At 36.7% G+C, this 24,153-nt stretch carries 23 protein-coding genes; 16 read left to right on the top strand and 7 right to left on the bottom strand.

Translation table 11 applies throughout. From position 1 onward, the window contains the following. The first annotated feature begins 155 nt into the window (after window positions 1-155). Complete coding sequence (locus ACZ1GR_RS16575; RefSeq protein WP_472609963.1) at window positions 156-911, top strand: hypothetical protein; 756 nt, start codon at window positions 156-158, stop codon at window positions 909-911. A 6-nt stretch (window positions 912-917) separates the two neighbouring features. Further along, on the top strand, window positions 918-1,538 hold the full coding sequence (locus ACZ1GR_RS16570) for a hypothetical protein (RefSeq protein ID WP_472609962.1): 621 nt from the start codon (window positions 918-920) through the stop codon (window positions 1,536-1,538). 280 nt (window positions 1,539-1,818) lie between these two features. Here ACZ1GR_RS16570 and ACZ1GR_RS16565 read toward each other — a convergent pair whose 3' ends face one another. Continuing rightward, window positions 1,819-2,874, bottom strand: coding sequence for an IS110 family RNA-guided transposase (locus ACZ1GR_RS16565; RefSeq protein WP_472608679.1), 1,056 nt, complete (start codon window positions 2,872-2,874; stop codon window positions 1,819-1,821). Between the two features lie 196 nt (window positions 2,875-3,070). Continuing rightward, window positions 3,071-4,144, bottom strand: coding sequence for an IS110 family RNA-guided transposase (locus tag ACZ1GR_RS16560; protein WP_472609463.1), 1,074 nt, complete (start codon window positions 4,142-4,144; stop codon window positions 3,071-3,073). Between the two features lie 723 nt (window positions 4,145-4,867). Between ACZ1GR_RS16560 and ACZ1GR_RS16555 the strand changes: the two genes are divergently transcribed. From ACZ1GR_RS16555 to ACZ1GR_RS16520, 8 genes are all read left to right on the top strand, one after another. After that, entirely contained in the window at window positions 4,868-5,419 is a 552-nt protein-coding gene (locus tag ACZ1GR_RS16555) for a TIR domain-containing protein (RefSeq protein ID WP_472609961.1), read from the top strand. Window positions 5,420-5,421: 2 nt separating this feature from the next. Further along, entirely contained in the window at window positions 5,422-5,820 is a 399-nt protein-coding gene (locus ACZ1GR_RS16550; protein ID WP_472609960.1) for a hypothetical protein, read from the top strand. Window position 5,821: 1 nt separating this feature from the next. Further along, a complete protein-coding gene (locus ACZ1GR_RS16545; RefSeq protein WP_472609959.1) occupies window positions 5,822-6,406 on the top strand; it encodes a TIR domain-containing protein in 585 nt (194 codons plus the stop codon). 777 nt (window positions 6,407-7,183) lie between these two features. Continuing rightward, complete coding sequence (locus ACZ1GR_RS16540) at window positions 7,184-7,816, top strand: DUF6088 family protein (protein ID WP_472609958.1); 633 nt, start codon at window positions 7,184-7,186, stop codon at window positions 7,814-7,816. After that, window positions 7,809-8,801, top strand: coding sequence for a nucleotidyl transferase AbiEii/AbiGii toxin family protein (locus tag ACZ1GR_RS16535; RefSeq protein ID WP_472609957.1), 993 nt, complete (start codon window positions 7,809-7,811; stop codon window positions 8,799-8,801). Before ACZ1GR_RS16540 ends, ACZ1GR_RS16535 begins: the two co-directional genes overlap by 8 nt. A gap of 15 nt (window positions 8,802-8,816) precedes the next feature. Further along, a complete protein-coding gene (locus ACZ1GR_RS16530; RefSeq protein ID WP_472609956.1) occupies window positions 8,817-8,993 on the top strand; it encodes a hypothetical protein in 177 nt (58 codons plus the stop codon). 168 nt (window positions 8,994-9,161) lie between these two features. Beyond that, window positions 9,162-9,446: a hypothetical protein gene (locus ACZ1GR_RS16525; protein WP_472609955.1), complete on the top strand. Its 285-nt coding sequence runs from the start codon at window positions 9,162-9,164 to the stop codon at window positions 9,444-9,446. A gap of 149 nt (window positions 9,447-9,595) precedes the next feature. After that, window positions 9,596-10,087 carry a DUF3592 domain-containing protein gene (locus ACZ1GR_RS16520; protein WP_472609954.1) on the top strand — a complete coding sequence of 164 codons (492 nt, stop codon included), beginning with the start codon at window positions 9,596-9,598 and terminating at the stop codon, window positions 10,085-10,087. A 286-nt stretch (window positions 10,088-10,373) separates the two neighbouring features. On the opposite strand, the gene ACZ1GR_RS16515 is transcribed toward ACZ1GR_RS16520, so the two are convergent. Continuing rightward, window positions 10,374-11,429 carry an IS110 family RNA-guided transposase gene (locus tag ACZ1GR_RS16515; RefSeq protein WP_472608679.1) on the bottom strand — a complete coding sequence of 352 codons (1,056 nt, stop codon included), beginning with the start codon at window positions 11,427-11,429 and terminating at the stop codon, window positions 10,374-10,376. Between the two features lie 563 nt (window positions 11,430-11,992). Here ACZ1GR_RS16515 and ACZ1GR_RS16510 point away from each other — a divergent pair. Beyond that, complete coding sequence (locus tag ACZ1GR_RS16510; protein WP_472609952.1) at window positions 11,993-12,988, top strand: IS110 family RNA-guided transposase; 996 nt, start codon at window positions 11,993-11,995, stop codon at window positions 12,986-12,988. A 141-nt stretch (window positions 12,989-13,129) separates the two neighbouring features. Here ACZ1GR_RS16510 and ACZ1GR_RS16505 read toward each other — a convergent pair whose 3' ends face one another. From ACZ1GR_RS16505 to ACZ1GR_RS16490, 4 genes are all read right to left on the bottom strand, one after another. Beyond that, complete coding sequence (locus ACZ1GR_RS16505) at window positions 13,130-13,690, bottom strand: BfmA/BtgA family mobilization protein (RefSeq protein WP_472609953.1); 561 nt, start codon at window positions 13,688-13,690, stop codon at window positions 13,130-13,132. Window positions 13,691-14,101: 411 nt separating this feature from the next. Continuing rightward, the gene (locus ACZ1GR_RS16500; RefSeq protein WP_472609952.1) at window positions 14,102-15,097 is read right to left on the bottom strand and encodes an IS110 family RNA-guided transposase; all 996 of its coding nucleotides are present in this window, start codon (window positions 15,095-15,097) and stop codon (window positions 14,102-14,104) included. A 255-nt stretch (window positions 15,098-15,352) separates the two neighbouring features. Beyond that, entirely contained in the window at window positions 15,353-16,624 is a 1,272-nt protein-coding gene (locus tag ACZ1GR_RS16495; protein ID WP_472609951.1) for a site-specific integrase, read from the bottom strand. Window positions 16,625-17,091: 467 nt separating this feature from the next. Continuing rightward, the gene (locus ACZ1GR_RS16490; RefSeq protein ID WP_472609950.1) at window positions 17,092-17,991 is read right to left on the bottom strand and encodes a universal stress protein; all 900 of its coding nucleotides are present in this window, start codon (window positions 17,989-17,991) and stop codon (window positions 17,092-17,094) included. Window positions 17,992-18,105: 114 nt separating this feature from the next. Here ACZ1GR_RS16490 and ACZ1GR_RS16485 point away from each other — a divergent pair, with 114 nt between their 5' ends. From ACZ1GR_RS16485 to ACZ1GR_RS16465, 5 genes are all read left to right on the top strand, one after another. Further along, entirely contained in the window at window positions 18,106-20,502 is a 2,397-nt protein-coding gene (locus ACZ1GR_RS16485; protein ID WP_472609949.1) for a heavy metal translocating P-type ATPase, read from the top strand. Window positions 20,503-20,572: 70 nt separating this feature from the next. Next, window positions 20,573-20,788 carry a cbb3-type cytochrome oxidase assembly protein CcoS gene (gene ccoS / locus ACZ1GR_RS16480; RefSeq protein WP_472609948.1) on the top strand — a complete coding sequence of 72 codons (216 nt, stop codon included), beginning with the start codon at window positions 20,573-20,575 and terminating at the stop codon, window positions 20,786-20,788. A gap of 12 nt (window positions 20,789-20,800) precedes the next feature. Further along, complete coding sequence (ccoN, locus tag ACZ1GR_RS16475; RefSeq protein WP_472609947.1) at window positions 20,801-22,999, top strand: cytochrome-c oxidase, cbb3-type subunit I; 2,199 nt, start codon at window positions 20,801-20,803, stop codon at window positions 22,997-22,999. 6 nt (window positions 23,000-23,005) lie between these two features. Beyond that, the gene (locus ACZ1GR_RS16470) at window positions 23,006-23,197 is read left to right on the top strand and encodes a CcoQ/FixQ family Cbb3-type cytochrome c oxidase assembly chaperone (protein WP_472609946.1); all 192 of its coding nucleotides are present in this window, start codon (window positions 23,006-23,008) and stop codon (window positions 23,195-23,197) included. Continuing rightward, entirely contained in the window at window positions 23,194-24,150 is a 957-nt protein-coding gene (locus ACZ1GR_RS16465) for a cbb3-type cytochrome c oxidase N-terminal domain-containing protein (RefSeq protein WP_472609945.1), read from the top strand. The genes ACZ1GR_RS16470 and ACZ1GR_RS16465 overlap by 4 nt, the downstream gene beginning before the upstream one ends. Window positions 24,151-24,153: the final 3 nt, after the last annotated feature.

The following is a 24,153-nucleotide window of genomic DNA, read 5'->3' as shown; positions in this document are numbered from 1 at the left end:
TTAAATTTGACGATTTCCAAGTAAAAAGATAAATAGTAAAATTTAAAAATTCGGCTTGTGTTTAATCCGAAAAGTAACAGCTTATTTTCAGCGCTACTTTTCATATACGGAGCCGTTGGCAGTAATTTGAACAAACCTTACCAAATAAAAAGAAAATGCGAACATACGATGTTGAATTAACCGTTTTTGGTAAAGTAATTACAAGAAAGACTGTCGATTTTAATACGGATAAAGAATTAGATGTCGGAAATGTATTTAGAAGTGATATAGTTATAAAACCTCACCAACAAGGAATTAGAATTTCTTCTACAGTATTTACTTCTAATCAAGATAGAGCATATAAAGTTGCTTTACTTTTTATTGGTAAAATGCTTGATGTTTTAGCCTTAAAAGTTAATACATCTGTTTTTATATCAAATATTGATATAAGAAATCTAATTGATAAAAACGTCGTTCGTGCAATTATTGATGAGGAGGAATTTAAACAATGCTTCGAGATTTCAAGGACTTTGAATTTAGAGCATACAGCTTTTTTAAGAGCATTAAATTGGTATAGAAAAGGACTTTATACTGACGACCCTTTTGATAAGTTTCTTGCCTTTTGGAATTCGATTAGTGTTGTTGCTGGAAAATATCACACACAGAATGAACGAACAAGAAATGGAATAATAAATCAAATTTGGAATTGTTTCGAGACTTTGTGGGGAAATAGCGTAAGTGAATGGCCAAATATCAACAATGACAGATGGATTAATCAACACAATGAAATAAGAAATAATATAGCACACGGAGTTATTCCTGTAGAAGTTGATTACGTTGAGGATGTAATAAGCAGACTTGAAAATGTACAAAGTGTAGCTTATAGTTTTTTAAAAGAATGGTCTGCAAGAATATTACATCAAGGAATTTAAGCGATAATGGAACAAAAAGAAATACCTGACATAGTACTTATTTATCCAGACGACTGTCCTGATAAATTTATTGAGGATGAAATCAAAGATTTTAACACAACCAATTTAAATTTAAAAATTCAAAAAGTTGAGAAAGATGCTTATATGGCTTTTGAATGGGTTGTTCCGACAGCTTTTGGTGTCTATATTCTTAAACCATATTTCGATTCTTTCTTAAAAGAAGCTGGTAAAGACCATTATTTGCTTTTAAAAAGCGGGTTAAAGAAAATTGTTGAAAAAGGAAAACACATTAAAGCAAGATTTATTACAGCGAGAGAATCAACAAAAAAATTATCTGAAAATTACAATCAATCAATAGTTGTATCTATTGAATTACAAACAAAAAACAATAGACATATAAAATTATTATTTGACAATGAATTGGAGAAAAGTGATTGGGAAGACGCAATTGACCAATTGTTAGATTTAGTAATAGAAAATTATGAATCGTTTCCGAATGACAAATTATCCAAAAATATAAATGACCGAATTGAAAATAATAGACATATAGTTTACGGAGTAATTAATCCTAAAACGAAAAAAGTGGAATTTTTTGACGACCGAAAACTTTGTGAAAAATATAAATAAAAACTACTGCCAACAATGGCTCCTATGAAAAGCCATAGTCCAGTGTCCCAAAGATAGTTAATATGTAATTTTTATCTTAAACCACTTTTTTCTTTTTAGTATAACTTGCTCAGCATCCTATATGTGATCGTCTTTAAAGTCGTCACCAGCATCTGTATGATTATAAGCTATAATACGTTCAATCACTTGCTAACCGATGTGATGACCTGAATACGGGCCTCACCTACATTGTTATGTGCTTTGAACGTTTGCCTTTAAATGAGCTTGGCTATCATTGTTTTTATTCTACTACCCCTATTTCATAGGGCGTCCTTGTTTTGATAACGGCCAATGTCCGGCTCAATAGCTTTCTGGCCACTTTAACGATTACTTTTTTAACGTTCTTTCCTTGGTGTTTCCTGTAATACCGCTGCATAATGGGGTCGGCACGTATCGCCTGCCATGATGCCTCAATGAAATAACTGCGCACCAAACGGTGCGCACGCATGGCCATTCCCGTATGTTTTAGAGTGTCCCCGCTTTGGTAAATGCCAGGGGAGAGACCAACATAGCCCGCCAGCTGTTTGATGTTCCTGAACCTTCGCAGGTCCCCCAGCTCGCTCAAGATGCCACTGGCAACTATGGGGCCGATTCCCGGGATACTGCGCAGGAGCATATAATCTTCTTTGTAATGTTTCTTGGTCCATTTGCGCAGTTGTGTGGAAACGTCCCTGAACTCCCGGTCGATGAACCTAAAGCTCCGCATGCGGCTCTCCAATGACTCCTTGCCCGTTTGGAACTCAAAGTCCAGGGCATCCAACCAATGCCTGAAACCATGGCTCCAGTGGTCGTTGTCGTACTGTTCGGGCACCTTGATACCATAATAGAGCAACTGCATCTTGATGTAGCTCTTTATCTGGCGCATGTCCTTCACAAGGTCGTTCCTCCTTCGGAACAGGCTGCGAAGCTGCTCACGCTTGGGATCCGGTACCTCGATACCGGCCAACCTGCCGTCCTTGAGCTCCCTTGCCAATAGTTGCGCATCTATGCTATCGGTCTTGGTATGGCGCTCCTTGCCACGGCGGAAAACATCCGCCGGGTTCACTACCATTGAATCCCAACCATAGGACTCAAAACAACGGTGGGCGGAATAACCGCAGCAGCCCGCCTCATAGACAGTGCTGACATGGTGGCCACCATAGTACTTGTTCACGTAGCTCTCCAATTGATAAGCGTCCGGAACCATGGAAAAGGTCTTGCCCATTCCGATATCAGTGGCACAATGTACCTTCCAGCTCCGTTTGTGGATGTCAATGCCAATGTATAACTTAGGTGTTGCAGTAATTTGAGTGTCCATATCTTAAGTTTTTTGCTAACCTTTAAGATACTCGACTTACTGCTTTTTCATAGATGCTATAAGTAATTGCTTGTTCTCGCCTACTTCTGAAAATCCTTGCGGATTTTCAGTTTGGTGTTTACTTGCAAAGTTAAGTGCTAACCCACGCAACTACTCATAGGTACTGTGTCAAAAAACAAGTTTTTTCTTTAAAATATTAGGAAACAAGTTGAGTAATCAATTTGTTATCCCGCGCAGCAAGGGCTTCATGCTTTTGCTGCTTTTTTATTTCAAACTCGGCATCATAAACTTCTTCGTTCTTCCATAGGGTGTACATCAATATCAATAGCTTTCTCTGAACCGCTACCAAGGCCACTAATGGCTTCGCTTTTTTAGGCTTCAGTCTATTATAGAATTGTTTCAGTGTTGGGTTACAGCGCACACAGGTCATCGATGGCATATGTAGCGCTGCTCTGATATGACTGTTCCCCTTTTTACTGATTCTTGTTTTTCCTTTGAAATTACCGGACTCTCGCAATACAACATCATAACCGGCATAGCCGGCCAGTTGTTTTGCGTTGGTTATCGATTCAAAACCTAAGGTCTCTCCAACGACCGTAGCAGCCGATATGAAGGAAATACCCGGTATACTCATCATAAAACCAATCTTCCTTTCCAACTCTTCGTTTTGTGAAATAAGCCCTTTCATCTCCGATTCTATCATTTCTATCTGTGCGTTGAGAAGTTTTAATCTGTTCTTGTGTCTCTTTAAAGCTTTGGCATTGCTATAAACACTAGATGCAATGGCTCCCTGGCGATTATTCTCTATCGTCCTGTCCTTTAACAAAGAGCTACGTTCCCTGCTCAATGCCTTTAATGCTTGAAGTGCCTTACTTGGTGGGTTCCAAAGACGAATAGACCTTTCCAGACCAAGCATACTGAGCATCCTACTATCCAGGGCATCGGTCTTAGAGCGTTGATCCAAACTCTGAGCATAACGCTTTACACGACCGGACTGCATCACACAAACATTATAACCATTATCATACAGATAATGGGCTATACCTTGGTGATAGACCCCAGTAGCTTCCATGACGACCAATAGTTCCACGCTAGGGTCAACCGAACCCTTTAGCCAGTTCAAAAGCTCTTTATAACCCAATATATCATTGGGTACATCTGGATGGGAATTGAATTCCTTGACCAGCTTATCCGTTAGAAATCCAAGGGACAATGATAAGTTCAATTTTGAAACATCGATTCCCAAACTTTGTTTTAACCGCTTTTCCATTTTATCATTTTTAAAGCTAAAATCCCCTGTATCATCTTTGCTCGCATTTGATTCGACCTCTATAAATAGGATCTAGGTACTGTTCAGATTCCAAGAAGATTATAGAAGGGCCGAAAACCTATGAAACGATATCATTCAATGTATCTAGCCGAGACCTCGATGTCCCTCCTATTTAAGCTTGTTAATTGCTTTCTAAGCTAAAGCTTTAGCTTAGAAAATATTTTGATAATTATAGTATCTTCATCATCAATAACAAACATACGAGCCGAAACCGTTAGCGCACATATTGCCATAAATGCAAAGCTGTACGCAATTGGTCCGGGTATTTTTAAAAATATAGACCAAGGTCTGTCTTTCCCCCTCTTTTTTAAAATTCTTTCGGGACACGTGATTTCGAAAAAATAAGCGTCTAAATCGCACTTATGGGCATGCCAATGTATTGCGATTCATGGACCTGCCGATCTGTACGCAATCAGAACGCAGCTGGACGGAAAAAAGAAAGAATTTTAAAAAGGGGGCCGGGGCGATTAATAATGATTTGGGTTTGCCGAACGGCGCGGGCGGCAACACGTGCGCTAACACTATGTATAATCAATGCTGGCATATCAGGGCGTGGAAAATCCACGTATTTTCAGTAAGTTTAGTGCATGGCCGGAAATCCTTCGGATTTCAAGGCCGCACTAATCATACATTTACCGTTAGCTGCAATGCGGATAGAAAAAAATGGAAAAATTTATATCGAAAACTTTTCTTAATAAAATAAGAACCGAAAATCTCAACGAATCGGTTCAAATGTTTTCAAATATAAAGGCAGCAAGAGATAAAAGAGAAAAACAAAATAAGGTCACTATTTTTATTTCGCATAAGCATAGTGATATAGACACTCTAAAATCTTTTCTTTATCTACTTCGTAAAATTGGCGTTTATGCTTATGTAGATTGGATGGATTACGATATGCCTAAAAAAACAGATGGCTCTACAGCTGAACGAATAAAGAAGAAGATTAAGGAACTAGATAAGTTCATTCTTCTAGCAACTGAAGATGCAATTGCATCAAAATGGTGTAATTGGGAATTGGGATTTGGCGATTCATTAAAGCATCCCAAAAATCTTGCAGTTCTGCCAATAGTTAACGACTATAGTGGCGATTGGTCAGGAAATGAATATTTACAGATTTACCCAATTATTACCACAGATTATGAGTATATTATTGGGACCTATTATGTTGAATACAAAGGCAGTAAAATTAAATTTACTGATTGGCTAAATAGATAATTATGGAAAAGAAAATGAAACACCTAGAGTTCATTCAAAATATCATAACAAGAATGAACTCGAACTCATTCAAACTTAAAGGATGGACAATTACGTTGGTTTCTGCTTTATTCGCTCTTGCAGCTAATGATAGTAATATTGATTATGTATTAGTTTCTTATATAGCCATTCCAATTTTTTGGATTTTGGATGGTTTCTACATTTCACAAGAAAGACAGTATCGACAACTTTACACTAAAGTATCTGCAACTGCGGAAAACGAAATTGACTTCTCACTTGATGCATCAAATTACAATAAAGGTAAAAATAGTTGGATTAGCGGAATTTTTTCCAAGACTCTTATACCGTTTTATGGAATTTCAATAGCCGTAACTCTAGTAGTAATGTTTTTAATTAATTAAAATGGCAAAAAGAGTATTTTTTAGTTTTCATCACGATGATGTTAAATCATTTAGAGCTAATGTAGTTAGACAACATTGGGTAACTAAACCAAATCGAGAAGTAGCAGGTTTTTTCGATGCCTCTATTTGGGAAAAAGCAAAAAAAGAGGGATTTACAGCATTAAAAAGGATGATAAATGCTGGACTTAAAAACACATCGAATACTTGTGTTCTTATTGGAACTGAAACATATAAGCGTCCTTGGGTGAGATATGAGATTTTTAAATCTTTGGTTAGAGGCAACCATATTTTTGGAGTTCATATTAATGGTATAAGAGATAAAAATAAGCAGACTAAAACTCTTGGTCGAAACCCATTTAGTTATTTAGGTTACAGATACAATGACGCTGGAACTCATATTACTTTTTTCGAATATCTAAATGGGAAATGGGTTGAATATTCATCGGTTGATAATAAATCTACATTTAAATTAACTAAAGCGAAACCGTCAAAGAAAAACAAGTTTGTGAAACTGTCTGAATTATATAAAACATATAAATGGAATAAAGACAAGGGTTATGAGAATTTTTCAAAATGGACGAAATAAGCACAGCAGCTAACAACGTGTATAATTAATTGCTTGATGGTGTTTAAAGACTTCTTGGGAAATTCTAGCGAATTTCCAAAACGCAGTCCCTTTTTGTTATCTTAGTACCTATCGCAACTAACCATACACGAACACGTTAGAGCACATTCAGCTGAAGCTGACTTTTTTTGCTCCGTGCTATGCACTCCCACCCAAAAAGAAATGTGCTCTAACGACCTGCTAAACCAAATTGCTTAGTCACTTTTACTACAAGCAGCTCTCAGCTGTCCGCTCAAGCGGCTAACGTGCAATAACATAAGCTAAAAGCAATTTGGCTCGGTAATTTATACTCCCAATAACGCAAAATCAACAAGAATACGTCCGCTAGCGCGGACTCCTTGACGAACTATATAGCGAATCTATAAGGACGACTAATATCCGCTACATAGTTGATTTGATTTTGCTATATTTCCGTAAAAATCACCGAACTGCGTTTAGCAGGTCGTTAGAGCCAATATTATTAACATTTTGTTTATAAAATTAAAATATTCTTGCTTCAGACAAGTTGATTATTGTTTTGGAAACAATTAACTTAACGCGCACGTTCAGTTAGTGCATGGCTCTTTAAATAAACCACTCTACTAATACTTTAAGGACTTTTTAAAGAGCCATGCACTAACTGAAGGAAACAAAAGCCAAAGAGACGGCGGGAGAAAGATAAATCTTTCTCCCGCCGTCTCTTTATGTATTGATTTCAAAAGTATATAGTTTGTTATAAATATTTACTAAATTTATAACATGGATAACAGTTCAAAAAATAGCTTATCAACTCATAATAAGATAGTTAGAAGAATTTCTAATTATAAGCGTGGAAAAATATTTTTCCCAAATAATTTTGTAGAATTTGGTAGTTCTCATGCCATAAACAATGTTCTAAATAAATTAGAAGATGATGGCTTTTTAATCCGTCTAGCACATGGCATATATCTATATCCGAAAAAAGATAAAACTTTGGGTATCCTTTATCCATCAATTGATGAAATTGCTAAGGCAATAGCAAAAAGAGATAAAGCCACAATCATTCCGACAGGAGTTAATGCTCTAAACAAACTTGGGTTATCAACACAAATACCAATGAACATTGTATATCTAACTAATGGATCGCAAAGAGATATTCAAATTGGCAATAGAAAAATAAGGTTTAAAAAAACAACACCAAGAAATCTTGCTGTCAAAGGAAAGCTATCAGGTTTGGCCATACAAGCACTTAAAGAGATAGGTCAAAAAAGTATAACCAAAGAAGTAATTAAAAAAATAGAGAATATTTTATCTAAAGAAGATGTTGAACTACTAAAGCATGATGCAAAATTAGCTCCTGCGTGGATAGCAAAAATTTTCTTTTCAATATTAAAAAAAACAAACCATGAATAGATGGTTTAATTTAACCAAAGAGCGACAATTAACTATAATAAATCAAGTTAGTGCTAAATCTGGTCTACCCGCTTTTGCTATAGAAAAAGATTGGTGGGTTACGCAATGTTTACATGCGATTTTCAGTTTAGAAATCTCCCCTAATTTGATATTTAAAGGAGGAACATCCCTTAGTAAAGCATGGAATCTAATTGAAAGGTTTTCAGAAGATATTGACTTATGCATTGACCGAAATGCATTGGGTTTTCAAGGAGAGTTAAGTAAAACTCAAATCTCAAAATTAAGAAAGGCATCATGCAATTTTACAAGTTCAGTCTTACCAGAAATATTAGAAGCTAAATTAAAAGAAAATGGGCTCAAGGACTTTTCAATTGAAATTCAAGAAACAAACGATTCGGACAAAGATCCACAAGTATTGGAAATTCATTATTCTTCAATTACAGAGCCCATACCATACATTTTTCCAAAAGTAATTATTGAAATTGGAGCGAGATCATTAACAGAACCTATCGAAAGTAGAGCCATACAGTCTTTAATTGGAATCCAATACCCGAAGGAGGATTTTTCCGATACTCCAATGCCTATACCTACTGTCTTACCAAAAAGAACATTTCTTGAAAAGATTTTTTTGTTACATGAAGAATTTCAGAAAAAAGAAACTCAAATAAGGACAGAAAGGATGTCACGTCATCATTATGATATAGAGAAATTAATGGACACAAGTCATGGAGTTGAGGCCTTAAAGGACAAAAAACTATATATGACCATAGTAAAGCATAGGTCAAAATTTAACCTTATTAGAGGTATCGATTACTCAATGCACTCGCCAGAAAGCATTTCTATTTTACCTCCTAAAACGAAACTATCCGAATGGAAAAGTGATTATGAAACAATGCGAGAGAGTATGATTTACGGAGAAAGTCTAAATTTTGATAAACTAATTAATAGAATTAAGGAATTGGAAAAAAAACTAAAATCGCCCTAAATACTGGCTCTAACAATGGCTATAGCAAATAGGGCAGAAAGTGCGATATTTAAAGGCTTGGGCGTGTTTGCTGAGTCCGCCAATCTTTTGGATTTGGCAATTAAAAAAGAAAAAATAATTACAAAACAAAAAGCTCTGGCTAGCAGACCAGACGGAAACGAAAAGTTTCCTTGCCTGCCCTACTTGCCATAGCCGAACCGTTGTACAACATTTAAAAACACCGTTCTGAAAGAATTAAGAATCTTACTAATAATTTTAACTCTTACCATTTTTGGTTGTGAATCTGACTTAAAAATAAGCGGAAATTACAATACTTGTGATAGAGGACTTTATGGCGAATTATTTTTTAAAAATGATTCTATGAGAATGGCGACAAGTATGGAATTCGTTTCGGATTGGAGGAAATATGAAATAAAAAATGATTCTTTTTATCATTATTCATTCGGAGAACCTGAATTTAGAGTTGCGAAAATAAATTTTTTGAAAAATAATAGAATCGAATTGATTTACCCAAAAGACAGTGTTATACATATATTTTCTAAAATGGACATTGATATAAGTTATGATTTGACCTATGAAGAATTCTTTAATGAATTTTATAAAAGAAAAGAGGATTCGAACTGTTTTAGGGAATCTGAAAAATAAAAAACGTTGTACAACACCGCGTATAGCTCATTGCGGCTGAATTCCTAATCGGAATTCATTGCAATTTGCTATATTTCGGTTACGGCGGAAAATCATAGCTGATTTCCCGCAACGAGCCATACACAAAACCGTTGTAGGTAATTTAAGAAATGAACATCGACATAAAAAAACACATATTACCAATTGGACTTTTGATAGTCTTTTTTAGTGCCTTTTTTTACAATCGAGATTTACTCGGAGGCCTAGTTTTTCTAGTTGTTGGTTGCGGATTTTTATACGCAGGATTCTATATTCGAAATACTAATAGCAGAATAAAAGCTAACGGAATTAAAACTAAAGCGAGAATAGTTGACTTTAAAAAAGACCGAAATAAAGACGCGGACGGAGATTCTTACGAATATCATTTTCCGATAGTAAGTTTTACTGACCGAAATGGAGTTGAAACAACTCAAAAGTTGGACTCTAGTGAAAACCCGAAACGGATTAATGAACTGATTGACATTATTTACCTGAAAAAAGAAAATGAATACGAAATTATAAAAGACAATGATTGGTGGGAAAAGAATCTACCAATGATTTTACTAATCGGTGGATTTTTATTTTCTGGAATCGGAATTATTTGGTTGATAAATAAAACCTGAATAAAAAAACTACCTACAACATTGTATCCTATGAAAAGCCATAGTCCAGTGTCCCAAAGATAGTTAATATGTAATTTTTATCTTAAACCACTTTTTTCTTTTTAGTATAACTTGCTCAGCATCCTATATGTGATCGTCTTTAAAGTCGTCACCAGCATCTGTATGATTATAAGCTATAATACGTTCAATCACTTGCTAACCGATGTGATGACCTGAATACGGGCCTCACCTACATTGTTATGTGCTTTGAACGTTTGCCTTTAAATGAGCTTGGCTATCATTGTTTTTATTCTACTACCCCTATTTCATAGGGCGTCCTTGTTTTGATAACGGCCAATGTCCGGCTCAATAGCTTTCTGGCCACTTTAACGATTACTTTTTTAACGTTCTTTCCTTGGTGTTTCCTGTAATACCGCTGCATAATGGGGTCGGCACGTATCGCCTGCCATGATGCCTCAATGAAATAACTGCGCACCAAACGGTGCGCACGCATGGCCATTCCCGTATGTTTTAGAGTGTCCCCGCTTTGGTAAATGCCAGGGGAGAGACCAACATAGCCCGCCAGCTGTTTGATGTTCCTGAACCTTCGCAGGTCCCCCAGCTCGCTCAAGATGCCACTGGCAACTATGGGGCCGATTCCCGGGATACTGCGCAGGAGCATATAATCTTCTTTGTAATGTTTCTTGGTCCATTTGCGCAGTTGTGTGGAAACGTCCCTGAACTCCCGGTCGATGAACCTAAAGCTCCGCATGCGGCTCTCCAATGACTCCTTGCCCGTTTGGAACTCAAAGTCCAGGGCATCCAACCAATGCCTGAAACCATGGCTCCAGTGGTCGTTGTCGTACTGTTCGGGCACCTTGATACCATAATAGAGCAACTGCATCTTGATGTAGCTCTTTATCTGGCGCATGTCCTTCACAAGGTCGTTCCTCCTTCGGAACAGGCTGCGAAGCTGCTCACGCTTGGGATCCGGTACCTCGATACCGGCCAACCTGCCGTCCTTGAGCTCCCTTGCCAATAGTTGCGCATCTATGCTATCGGTCTTGGTATGGCGCTCCTTGCCACGGCGGAAAACATCCGCCGGGTTCACTACCATTGAATCCCAACCATAGGACTCAAAACAACGGTGGGCGGAATAACCGCAGCAGCCCGCCTCATAGACAGTGCTGACATGGTGGCCACCATAGTACTTGTTCACGTAGCTCTCCAATTGATAAGCGTCCGGAACCATGGAAAAGGTCTTGCCCATTCCGATATCAGTGGCACAATGTACCTTCCAGCTCCGTTTGTGGATGTCAATGCCAATGTATAACTTAGGTGTTGCAGTAATTTGAGTGTCCATATCTTAAGTTTTTTGCTAACCTTTAAGATACTCGACTTACTGCTTTTTCATAGATGCTAACCGCAATTACGGCGGATTCGACTGCGTCCGAATCCACTCGGAATTGCTAACGTCAGTGCTAAACCGAAAATTAACGCATATTAACCCGTAACTGACGGTTACACGAGACCGTTAGAGCACATTCAGCTGAAGCTGACTTTTTGGCTGTTTAAGAGCTATTGGTCAAATAAGAATTTTTTTATCGCTCAGCGAACGAAACTTCGTTTCGCGCTGCAAGCCCCAAATCCTTTAGATTAGCTTCTATATAAAAACCAAATAAAAAATCATTTTAATAATGTTGAAAAGAGGGGGTCTGGGGGAGACTCATAACTTCCTTTTTTGTGGATAACTTTGGTTTATTGAAAAAAGAATGGGGTGAACTCTCCCCAAATCTGGGTTAACGACCCAAGGTAAGTATTAGTCCCCATTCTTTCTTAATCCGGTTACAAGGACCAAATAGAATTTTAGGTAATACCTGTTAAAGGTTTTAGTCAAAGTAACCATTTTAAAAGCAAGATAAAGTTATGAAAATCAAAGAGACCATCGGTATCGATGTAAGCAAGTTGACCCTTGATGCCTGTATTCACTCGAATCAACAATCTTCAAAATTTGAAAATTCCAAAAAAGGTTTTGCCCTTCTAGTGAAATGGGCTTATATTAATAGTGAACATTCCAAGGAACATATTCTATTCGCATTTGAGCATACTGGACTGTACTCCGAAAAGCTCAACGAACACCTTACGAAAAAGGGAATACCCCATACCGTAATATCGGGATTGGAAATCAAAAGGTCATTGGGCATTGTCAGGGGAAAGGACGACAGGATAGATGCTGCAAAGATTGCACGTTACGCCTACAGGATGAGAGATGAGATAGCATTGTCCAAAGCCCCTTCAAAACAAGTTGTGACACTGAAAAAACTATTGTCCCTTAGGGAAAGGCTCATCAAACAAAGAGCGGGCTACAAAGCCAGTCTTAAGGAACAGAAGAAAGTGCTTGTTCAAAAAGACTTCAAATTATTGTTCAAAGTGCAGCAAAAAATGGTAGTGGAGCTCACCAAGCAGATAAAGACCATTGACCTAGAAATGGAATCCATCGTCAAAGCTGATACAGAGCTTTTGCGCATCTACGGCCTTTTACTTAGCATCAGGTGCATCGGAAGCCAAGCTGCAATGCTCTTTATCGTTCATACCGAAGGGTTCACAAAGTTCAAGAATGCAAGAAAGTTCGCTGCATATTGTGGAATCGCGCCTTACCCAAACCAATCTGGAACAAGTATCAGGGGAAGGACTAAGGTCAGTCCGCTTGCCAACAAAAAAATCAAGAGTTTGCTGAACATGTGCGCCATGTCATCCATTATCTACAATGCGGAAATCAGAAAGTACTATGACCTAAGGGTAGCGGCTGGAAAGAACAAGATGAGCACCATCAACATTATACGCAACAAACTTGTATCAAGGGCATTCGCAGTCGTCAATCGCGGCACACCATACGTTAACGTATATGGACATGCCTCTTAAACATTATTTTTCCTTCAAATCGCCCCCACTAAAAGACAGGGTGGGTTGAAGGAAAAATAATATCTCAAAAAAAGTGCTGATTTTATTTGGAAAGTCCATAGAATACTTACCAAACTTCATCCTATCTTTTTGCGAGGCAAATCATAGTTCTTGTTTAAGTGATTCCTTCAAACTTTCCAAATCACTTTCAGTAATGTCCAGTTTAAAGTATGCTTTACCAAATCTTGATTTTTCCAACTTCACTTTATTAAGTAGTTCCAATACTTTGTTTCGCTCTTTTTTCCAGTTCTCTTTGAGGATATAGTTGTCATATTGGGTTATTCTATTTTGTTTTAAGGATTGCTCGAACATTCTCTTTTCAAACTCCAAACCCTCCCTTCTGTCCTTTTCTTCCTTCTCAGCATATTCAAACAACTTCTTTAGTTTATCATGAGTTGGTCTTAATTGTTCCCGCTCTATTCTTCGTAGCAACTCTTCTATATAATCAAAGCGTTTATTCAATCTATGCTCAAATCCCATGTGGTCCATCAAATATTTGTCCTTTGGAGAAATCTTAGCCCCCTCAAAGAAGTCCATCATCAGTTCCAAGGTAAGCGTATGAGACTTCGAAATCTTCTTTGAAAACTCCCGATATCTTCCAGCGGTTATCCGATTGATGCTTACAGCCGAGAAATCACTTTTTTTCTTCTTTTTTAATTCCATTTACAGTAAATTTTTTCAACATTTATAGGGTCCCACAGGTTTTTTACTGTGTTTTTGACGCAAAAAATAATTGCACTATACTTTTAATTCATTGAAAATCAATGGTTTGAATAACGTAACATCGCTTTAGCGTGTTACCCTCTTGCTTTACAAACCTTATCCGCTTCGCTGCTAAAATTTGTAAACTTTGATCAGTACTTTTCATTCAAAAAGTAGGTCGCGCCCTATCCGATTTTTTCTTTACGCTTATCTTTCCGGAACACTAAAAAAGTCGGACAGGAACCATGCGCTTTTAGTTTTGGTAAGTATTCTATGGACTTTCCAAATAAAATCAGCACTTTTTTTGAGATATTATTTTTCCTTCAACCCACCCTGTCTTTTAGTGGGGGCGATTTGAAGGAAAAATAATGTTTAAGAGGCATGTCCATATACGTTAACGTATGGTGTGCCGCGATTGACGACTGCGAATGCCCTTGATACAAGTTTGTTGCGTATAATGTTGATGGTGCTCATCTTGTTCTTTCCAGCCGCTACCCTTAGGTCATAGTACTTTCTGATTTCCGCATTGTAGATAATGGATGACATGGCGCACATGTTCAGCAAACTCTTGATTTTTTTGTTGGCAAGCGGACTGACCTTAGTCCTTCCCCTGATACTTGTTCCAGATTGGTTTGGGTAAGGCGCGATTCCACAATATGCAGCGAACTTTCTTGCATTCTTGAACTTTGTGAACCCTTCGGTATGAACGATAAAGAGCATTGCAGCTTGGCTTCCGATGCACCTGATGCTAAGTAAAAGGCCGTAGATGCGCAAAAGCTCTGTATCAGCTTTGACGATGGATTCCATTTCTAGGTCAATGGTCTTTATCTGCTTGGTGAGCTCCACTACCATTTTTTGCTGCACTTTGAACAATAATTTGAAGTCTTTTTGAACAAGCACTTTCTTCTGTTCCTTAAGACTGGCTTTGTAGCCCGCTCTTTGTTTGATGAGCCTTTCCCTAAGGGACAATAGTTTTTTCAGTGTCACAACTTGTTTTGAAGGGGCTTTGGACAATGCTATCTCATCTCTCATCCTGTAGGCGTAACGTGCAATCTTTGCAGCATCTATCCTGTCGTCCTTTCCCCTGACAATGCCCAATGACCTTTTGATTTCCAATCCCGATATTACGGTATGGGGTATTCCCTTTTTCGTAAGGTGTTCGTTGAGCTTTTCGGAGTACAGTCCAGTATGCTCAAATGCGAATAGAATATGTTCCTTGGAATGTTCACTATTAATATAAGCCCATTTCACTAGAAGGGCAAAACCTTTTTTGGAATTTTCAAATTTTGAAGATTGTTGATTCGAGTGAATACAGGCATCAAGGGTCAACTTGCTTACATCGATACCGATGGTCTCTTTGATTTTCATAACTTTATCTTGCTTTTAAAATGGTTACTTTGACTAAAACCTTTAACAGGTATTACCTAAAATTCTATTTGGTCCTTGTAACCGGATTAAGAAAGAATGGGGACTAATACTTACCTTGGGTCGTTAACCCAGATTTGGGGAGAGTTCACCCCATTCTTTTTTCAATAAACCAAAGTTATCCACAAAAAAGGAAGTTATGAGTCTCCCCCAGACCCCCTCTTTTCAACATTATTAAAATGATTTTTTATTTGGTTTTTATATAGAAGCTAATCTAAAGGATTTGGGGACTAAGCTTCTTTCAACTTCCTTCTTATTCTTTAATTTCTCCATCAACTCTTGCATATCCTCCCCTACTTTCTTCTGTACCACTCTTGCATAGATTTGGGTCGTGGACAGCTTTGTATGTCCTAAAAGTTTTGAAACAGTTTCAATAGGTACTCCATTTGAAAGTGTAACAGTTGTGGCGAATGTGTGCCGTGCGACATGGAAGGTAATGTTCTTATGGATGTCACAGGCCTTGGCGATTTCCTTTAGGTTTTTGTTTGTCTTTTGGTTGCTTAACACTGGTAACAATTCTCCTGTCAGTTGCATTTCTTCCTTGTACTTCTCCAAGATTTCTTTGGCTTTTGGCAATAATGGAATTTTGACCGTTTCATTTGTTTTAGCTCTTTTGGTATAGATCCACTGGTGGCCATCTATCCCTATCAAGACTTGGTTGGGCTTTAATTCTTTGATGTCAACGTATGAGAGTCCTGTATAACAACTGAACAAGAAGACATCCTTTACGGTTTCTAGACCTCTGGTCATAAAAGAGATGTTTTCCAGTAGCTGAAGTTCTCTTTCTGTGAGATAATCTCTCTCGTTTCTTATAAATCTAAGCTTATAGTTTCTAAATGGGTCCTTTTCCAGCCATTCCATTCTTAAGGAAAGATTGATAATCTTTCGCAATCGTTCCATATGTTTCATTACCCCATTGTTGGTACAGGTCTTTCTTGTCGTCTTGGGCTTATAGGTTCTAATAAAGTTTTCAAAGTTCACGATAAACTTATAGTTCAACTGTACCAAATAAATATCATTGGTTTTTAGTTTTTCCAGTAGAAACTCTTTTAAGTACTTCTCCGTGGAAAAGTAATTTTTTAATGTTCCTGGTTTGAGCTCGTTGTTAATGTTCTTGTTGTGATATGCTACTGCCTGCATCAAACTCATTCGTTCTTCGTCCTCCCCGAAGTACCTTAGCTTGATTCCCTTCGCCGTAATTAGCTTCCTTTCCGAGTGCAATTGCTTATGGGCATTGAAGACTTCGGCATATACGTCATCCAGATAACTGTTGAATAAAATCAGGTTTTCACTGGTTTCTTTCGCTCTACACCTAAAAATGTCCCAATTGCACACCGCAATGTCCCGTTTGATACTAAATTCTGCCCGTTCTTTGTTGACCGTAATCCGAACATAAATGTCCAATCTTTCGGGGTTGTTCCGTTTTTTTCTAGTGAAGAAAATCACTCCTAATGTGCTGTCCGTACGCATGTTGTAAGTCTTTTTGGTTAAACAGTTATTGCTCAAAGACTACATCTAAATTGCTCTAAATGGTACTTAAAGTTAGCACATATTGTATACAGTTTTGTACACCGAATTGCACACCAGAAAGGTGGTTTTAAACGATATCAAATGATTGCAGAAAAAATGAAAAACCCTGCTAATCAATAAATTAGCAGGGTAATGAAGTCCACCTAAAGGCGGTTCGTCGGGGTGGCAGGAGGTAACCCATGCCACGCTATTCCTTTATTTACAGGACCTTCAGCCTTTTTCAATTTTGGAGGTAACCGAATAGGTAACTTTTTATTTGATTTAACTTGTGTTAAATTCTCTTCTAAAGATACGTAAGTCAAAAGAACAATACAACTAAAAAATTCAAGAATATTAAAATAATTCTAAGGCTTTACATATAAAAAACAGAATCCTCTATTATAATTAATTGTTCATCTTATAACGCTCTAAATCGAGGTTGCAGATACCCAATTATTACTTTTTGTAGAATTGGACATACCTAACTCTGGTATTATCAAAAGCGGAATTTTGGTATGAAAAGCCACTTTTCTTAAAATAGGTTCGGTTTTAATCTTTTCAAGATATCCTTTAGGACAGTTCAATAGTGCCAATAAATGTATATCCAGTTTTTTTGCAAATGATTCCAAAGCTTTTGAAACTGAATTTTCTGTTGAAACGATATGTAAATAATTTGGTATATCTCCAAAATATTTCTGAATAGACCTTAAATTAAACTTTTGGATATTTAACAGTGGGGCTTTTTCTTCAGTTACGTTAACTATACGTATAGTAGATTTAAAGGTTTTAGCTAATTCTAAAACCAGTTGTAACTCAGACTGGGAATAGAAACGATACAAGTCGGTAGCAAAACCTATTTCCATTGGTGCCTTAAAATCAAAGTTTTCTGGTATGGCTAATATAGGACAGCTCTTTACAGATTTAATTACGTTTACTGTTGTACTCCCCATAAAAACTTCCTTGAGTCCAGAAGCTCCCTTGGTTCCCATAATCACCAATTCAGATTTTGTATCATTTATCAATCTTTTGATTTCATTGTTTAATAATCTTGGAGATGAAATAGTCTTAAAAAAATGCCAAGGCCTATTTTGAATATCCTTTAAAATATTTAAAAACTCCTGTAAGCCTTTTTGAGAATTTAGGGCATTAATATTATCTGAAGTACCCATGTCCAGCGTAGCTGAATAAATACTATGATATGATTCTAAAGGAACGTAACAGTTGACTATATGAAAAGTGCATCTTTCTTTTTCTAAGAGCTTCAAAGCATATTTACATGCATTCAATGCATTTTCGGAAAAATCAGTTGGAAGAATAATATGCTTCATAAACCAAAAATTTTTCAAATATGCATTGAACTAGAACCTTAGACTATGACATCCGTCATATTTTAAGCAATAATCCTTCTTCACCTTTGTAGCAAGGTATAAGCAAATGTAATTATGAATAGTAGAAACTGCTATCATTGCGGTGAGGACTGTAGTAACAGTATCATTGAATTTGATGATAAAAAATTCTGTTGTAATGGATGCAAAACAGTCTATGATATTTTCGTTAGTAACGATCTATCCTATTATTATGATATACAATCTGCTGCTGGAGCCACTCCTAAAAAGGTTGAAGGAAAGTATGATTTTCTCGATAGTAATGCTATTGTTGAAAAACTAACAGAATTCAATGATGGAAATTTACAACTGATAAACCTATATATTCCTTATATACATTGTAGTTCTTGCATTTGGATTTTAGAAAATCTAAAAAAACTCAATACAGCTATTAAAAATTCTCTGGTTGATTTTCCAAGGAAAAAGCTGAGAATATCTTATAACAGCAATGAAATATCTCTTAAAGAGCTTGTATTATTATTAACAAAAATTGGATACGAACCTTACATCTCTTTAGATGATTACGAAAATAAAAAGAAACCTGTCAATCGTAGTTTAATATACAAACTCGGTGTTGCAGGTTTTGCCTTTGGAAATGTTATGTTTCTATCCTTTCCGGATTATTTTGATTTATCGTCAAGTGCTGAATCTGGCGGGGAATTCTGGCTTAATCAATATAAAGATGTTTTTCGTTGGTTGATGTTCACATTTTCACTTCCTGTAGTATTTTACGCTGGATGGGATTATTTTATTTCTGCATACAAAGGACTGCGCTCCAATTTCCTAAATATTGATGTGCCTATAGTTCTAGGGATTATAGTTTTGTTTTTAAGAAGTACAATAGACATTATTTTTGATTTGGGTCCAGGCTTTTTTGATTCCCTTACAGGTTTGATATTCTTTCTACTGCTGGGCAAATTTTTCCAACAGAAAACGTATTCCTTTCTTTCTTTTGAGCGTGATTATAAATCGTATTTCCCCATTGCAGTTACCCGAATTACACGTGATAAAAAAGAAGAAACCGTTCAGGTACATGATATAAAAAGAGGTGACCGTCTACTTATTAGGAATGAAGAATTACTCCCAGTAGATGCCATTCTAATTAATGGTAATGCCAGAATTGATTACAGTTTTGTAACGGGAGAATCCGAGCCAGTGCGCAAAGAATCTGGCAATAAAGTTTTTGCAGGTGGTAAACAGTTACAAGGTGTTATTGAAATTGAGGCTCTAAAAAAAGTGTCTCAAAGTTACCTAACCCAACTATGGAGTAATACAGCATTTAAAACAAACAAATTAAATACATTCCAAACATTAACTGATAGTATTGGCAAACGTTTTACAATAGCCGTTCTATCAATCGCCACAATAGCAACTGTATTTTGGCTCTTTTATGATATAAGTAAAGCAATGAATGTTTTTACAGCTGTATTGATAATTGCTTGTCCTTGTGCAATTTCATTGGCAGCTCCATTTACTTTGGGGAATATGCTGCGAATTTTTGGTCGTAAAAAATTCTATTTAAAAGACACGCAAACCATTGAACAACTGGCACAAATCGATACCGCTATTTTTGATAAAACTGGAACGATAACTACTTCTCAAAAAAGCATTGCTACATACGAAGGAATGCCTTTGACACCGCAAGAAGAAGAATTATTGAAAAATACTATCAGAGCTTCAAATCATCCTTTAAGTCGCACATTGTATGAAATGCTAGCAGAACAGGATATTATTACTTTAGATGAGTACGAAGAACATCTTGGAAAAGGTATTGAAGGACATAAGGGCAGTAATCATATTAAAATTGGATCTGCAGATTTTGTTGGGGAACATGAGCTAAGTAAATCGCTTAAAACTACCGTACATATAAGCAATAATGACGACTATAAAGGTAAATACATATTTCACAATCAATATCGAGAAGGCGTTTCAGAAGTTTTCAAAGCAATGTCAAAAACCTTGCAACTTGCGATTCTTTCAGGCGATAATGAAGGAGAAAAAGAGCTCCTTAAAAATTTATTGCCGAAGCTCACCCCCCTTTATTTTGGCCAAAAACCAGAAGACAAATTAGAATTTATCAAATCACTGCAAGAGCAAGATAGAAAAGTATTAATGGTAGGTGATGGATTAAATGATGCCGGAGCTCTGGCACAAAGCAATATTGGTATAGCCATTTCAGAAAATGTAAATGTATTTTCACCTGCATGCGATGGTATTTTAGATGCTTCTAAATTTCAACAGCTGTATAGGTATTTGCTTGCATCTAAAAAGGCTATAAAAATCATAAAACTAAGTTTTATACTGTCCTTAGCATATAATTTAATTGGACTATACTATGCAGTCACAGGACAATTACAACCCGTAATAGCTGCAATTTTAATGCCTTTAAGTTCTATAAGTGTTGTTGCATTTACAACGGTCATGACCAATGTTTTAGGAAGAAAAATAAAATAATTCAAACATGACAAATGTCATATTTATTAGAAAAACCCCAGTGTAGTTTTACAATCAAATTCAGGTAGGTATGAGTGTCATTTATGTGTTATTAACCATAAGCATTATTGTTGCATTCTTTTTTTTTATCGCATTTATCATATCCGTTAAAAATGGTCAATATGATGATTCATATACACCATCTGTGCGTATGCTTTTTGAGGATGAATTGGTTTTGCCTTCATCTAAAGAAAGTAATGAAGTACCTATGGAAAAAATAGAAATTGAAAATAATCCAACTAAATAAAAAAGAATAATTATGGAAACACAGCAGTTCTATTACGATAATAAAATCGTAAAAAACTTCCTTTATGCAACAATGTTATGGGGAATTGTGGGAATGTCCGTTGGGCTATTGTTAGCTTTTATGTTTATGTTTCCAAACTTGACCGACGGTATTTCTTGGTTGAGCTTTGGACGCTTAAGACCCTTGCATACAAATGCAGTAATTTTTGCATTTGTAGGTAATGCCATTTTTGCTGGAGTTTATTACTCTACCCAACGACTATTAAAGGCAAGAATGTACAGCGATTTCTTAAGCAAATTCAATTTCTGGGGATGGCAGGCCATTATCGTAGCAGCTGCAATTACACTCCCCTTAGGTTATACAACATCAAAAGAATATGCGGAACTAGAATGGCCTATTGATATTGCAATAGCATTAGTCTGGGTTGCTTTTGGTGTTAATCTAATTGGGACTATAATTAAAAGAAGGCAACGCCATATGTATGTTGCCATCTGGTTTTATTTAGGCACATTTGTAACAGTAGCAGTACTTCATATTTTTAATAGTTTAGAACTACCTGTAAGTGCGCTAAAAAGCTATTCTGTTTACGCAGGTGTACAAGATGCTTTAGTACAATGGTGGTATGGTCATAATGCCGTTGCTTTCTTTTTAACCACACCATTCTTAGGATTAATGTATTATTTTGTTCCTAAAGCGGCCAATAGACCTGTATATTCCTATAAACTTTCGATTGTTCATTTCTGGTCACTGATATTCATCTATATCTGGGCAGGACCTCATCATTTATTATATTCTTCATTACCAGATTGGGCTCAAAATTTAGGTGTTGCCTTTTCTGTAATGCTCATAGCACCTTCGTGGGGCGGTATGATAAATGGGCTGCTGACTTTACGTGGCGCTTGGGATAAAGTCCGCACCGACCCTACGTTAAAATTTATGGTTGTTGCAATTACCGGATATGGAATGGCAACTTTTGAAGGACCTATGTTATCGCTTAAGAACGTAAATGCTATTGCCCATTTTAGCGATTGGATTATTGCTCACGTTCATGTTGGGGCTTTAGCTTGGAACGGCTTTCTGACCTTTGGAATGATTTACTGGTTGGTCCCTAAAATGTTTAAAACCAAACTAGCTTCTAAAGGACTGGCTAATTTCCATTTTTGGATTGGTACGCTAGGTATTATTCTATATGCATTACCCATGTATGTTGCAGGCTTTACACAGGCATTAATGTGGAAAGACTTCAACCCAGATGGTACTCTAGTTTATGGTAATTTTTTAGAAACCGTAAATGAAATTATGCCTATGTATTGGATGCGTGCTATTGGAGGCAGTATGTACATAATTGGTGCATGTGTTATGGTATACAATGTGGTAAAAACAATAAGACAGGGTAGTAAAGTAGAAAATGAATTAGCTGAAGCTCCTGCTTTAACCAAAGTTTCAAAAAGGAGAACGGCTGGCGAAACATACCATACTTGGTTAGAACGAAAGCCTATTCAATTGACCATATTAGCTACCGTAGCTATTTTAATTGGAGGAATTGTACAAATAGTACCTACCATATTGGTGAAATCCAATATTCCAACTATAACAAGTGTAAAACCCTATACACCTTTAGAATTGGAAGGACGAGATCTTTATATAAGGGAAGGTTGTGTTGGTTGTCACTCGCAAATGGTGCGTCCGTTTAGAAGTGAGGTCGAACGCTATGGAGAATATTCCAAGGCAGGAGAATTTGTTTACGACCATCCATTTCTATGGGGTAGTAAACGAACTGGTCCTGATTTGCTAAGAGTTGGTGGCAAATACTCTGACAATTGGCATCTAAACCATATGTATGATCCTCAGAGTACCTCATCCGGCTCTATAATGCCAGCCTACCAATGGCTTGTTAGAAACGAGCATGATCGCAGCGGCATACAAGCAAAAATGGAAGCTATGGTAGCCCTTGGGGTTCCTTATTCCGAAGATGATATTGCCAATGCCTTGACAGATATGGATAAACAAGCTACACAAATTGAAAAGAATCTATATGCAGACCCTGATTTTGCAAAAGGTTATGAAAGGGATAAAAAATATGCTGCCGATAATGGAGAAGATTTTATAGAAATGCGAGATAGAGAGATTACGGCCTTAATCGCCTATCTGCAACGCTTAGGCACGGATATTAAAATAAAAGAAACTAACGAGACAATTTCACAAAACTAAAAAGTCATGCTAAAATTCGTTAAAGGTTATATGGAAAGTATAGAGGATGTAGCTACATACCCTATGATATCGTTGCTCATTTTCTTTGTCTTTTTTGTGATTTTGTTTTGGTGGGTGTTCACTGCATCAAAAGAGCATATAAAAGAAATGAGCGAAATGCCATTAGAAACTGAAAACCAACAAAATTTAGAGATATGAAGAGTTCACTTTCATGGTTAAGAGTCCTTGTGTTATTTTTTACCATTTTCGGGTTAATGGAATACTTTATTGATTCTGGTGATAAACCAGCCTTCATTACTTACCCAATGGCCCAGCTATTTTTAATATTTATTCTAATGCTTTTAATAGGCATAGAATTAATATTAAATGCGATAGAAAATGTTATGTACCAAACCTTGGATGATGAAGCTAAGGAGAGGTATTTAGCTTCTAAAAACAAAAAATGGCAATGGACTTGGGGTAAACGTGCGTACAAAAAACTACTAGGTTCAAAACCTATTGAAGCAGAAGGGGAAATTATATTGGACCATAACTATGATGGTATCAGGGAATTGGACAATAAGCTTCCACCATGGTGGGTGTACATGTTTTATGCAACAATCATATTTGGGGTAGTCTATTTGGTGAGGTTTCATATTTTCAATGATTATGATCAAGATTTGGAATACCAACAACAAGTAGCCGCAGCTCAACTAGAAATTGAAGAGTATAAAAAAACAGCTAAAAATTTAGTTGATGCCAGTACAGTTCAACTATTGACAGAAGCTTCAGACTTAGCGGCTGGCAAAGCCATTTATACAACAAATTGCGTTGCTTGTCACATGGCAGATGGAGGCGGCGGAATAGGGCCAAATCTTACCGATGAATTCTGGATATTGGGTGGCGGAATTAAAAACGTTTTCAATACAATTTCAGAAGGAGGAAGAGATGGTAAAGGAATGGTTGCCTGGAAACAGATTTTAAAACCTCTGGAAATGGCGCAGGTATCTAGTTACATTTTAACTGAAATCAATGGAAAAATAGCCGAAAACCCGAAAGCAGCTGAAGGTGAGCTATGGGTAAATCCTAAAGTTTCCAAAAAAGCCCCAGACCAGTTAAAAGATTCTATCTCAATTGCTGTTGACTCAACAAAAGTAGTACTAAACCAATAAAAA

The organism is Croceitalea sp. W27 (assembly GCF_055693185.1).
This window is presented reverse-complemented; position numbering and strand designations above follow the sequence as displayed.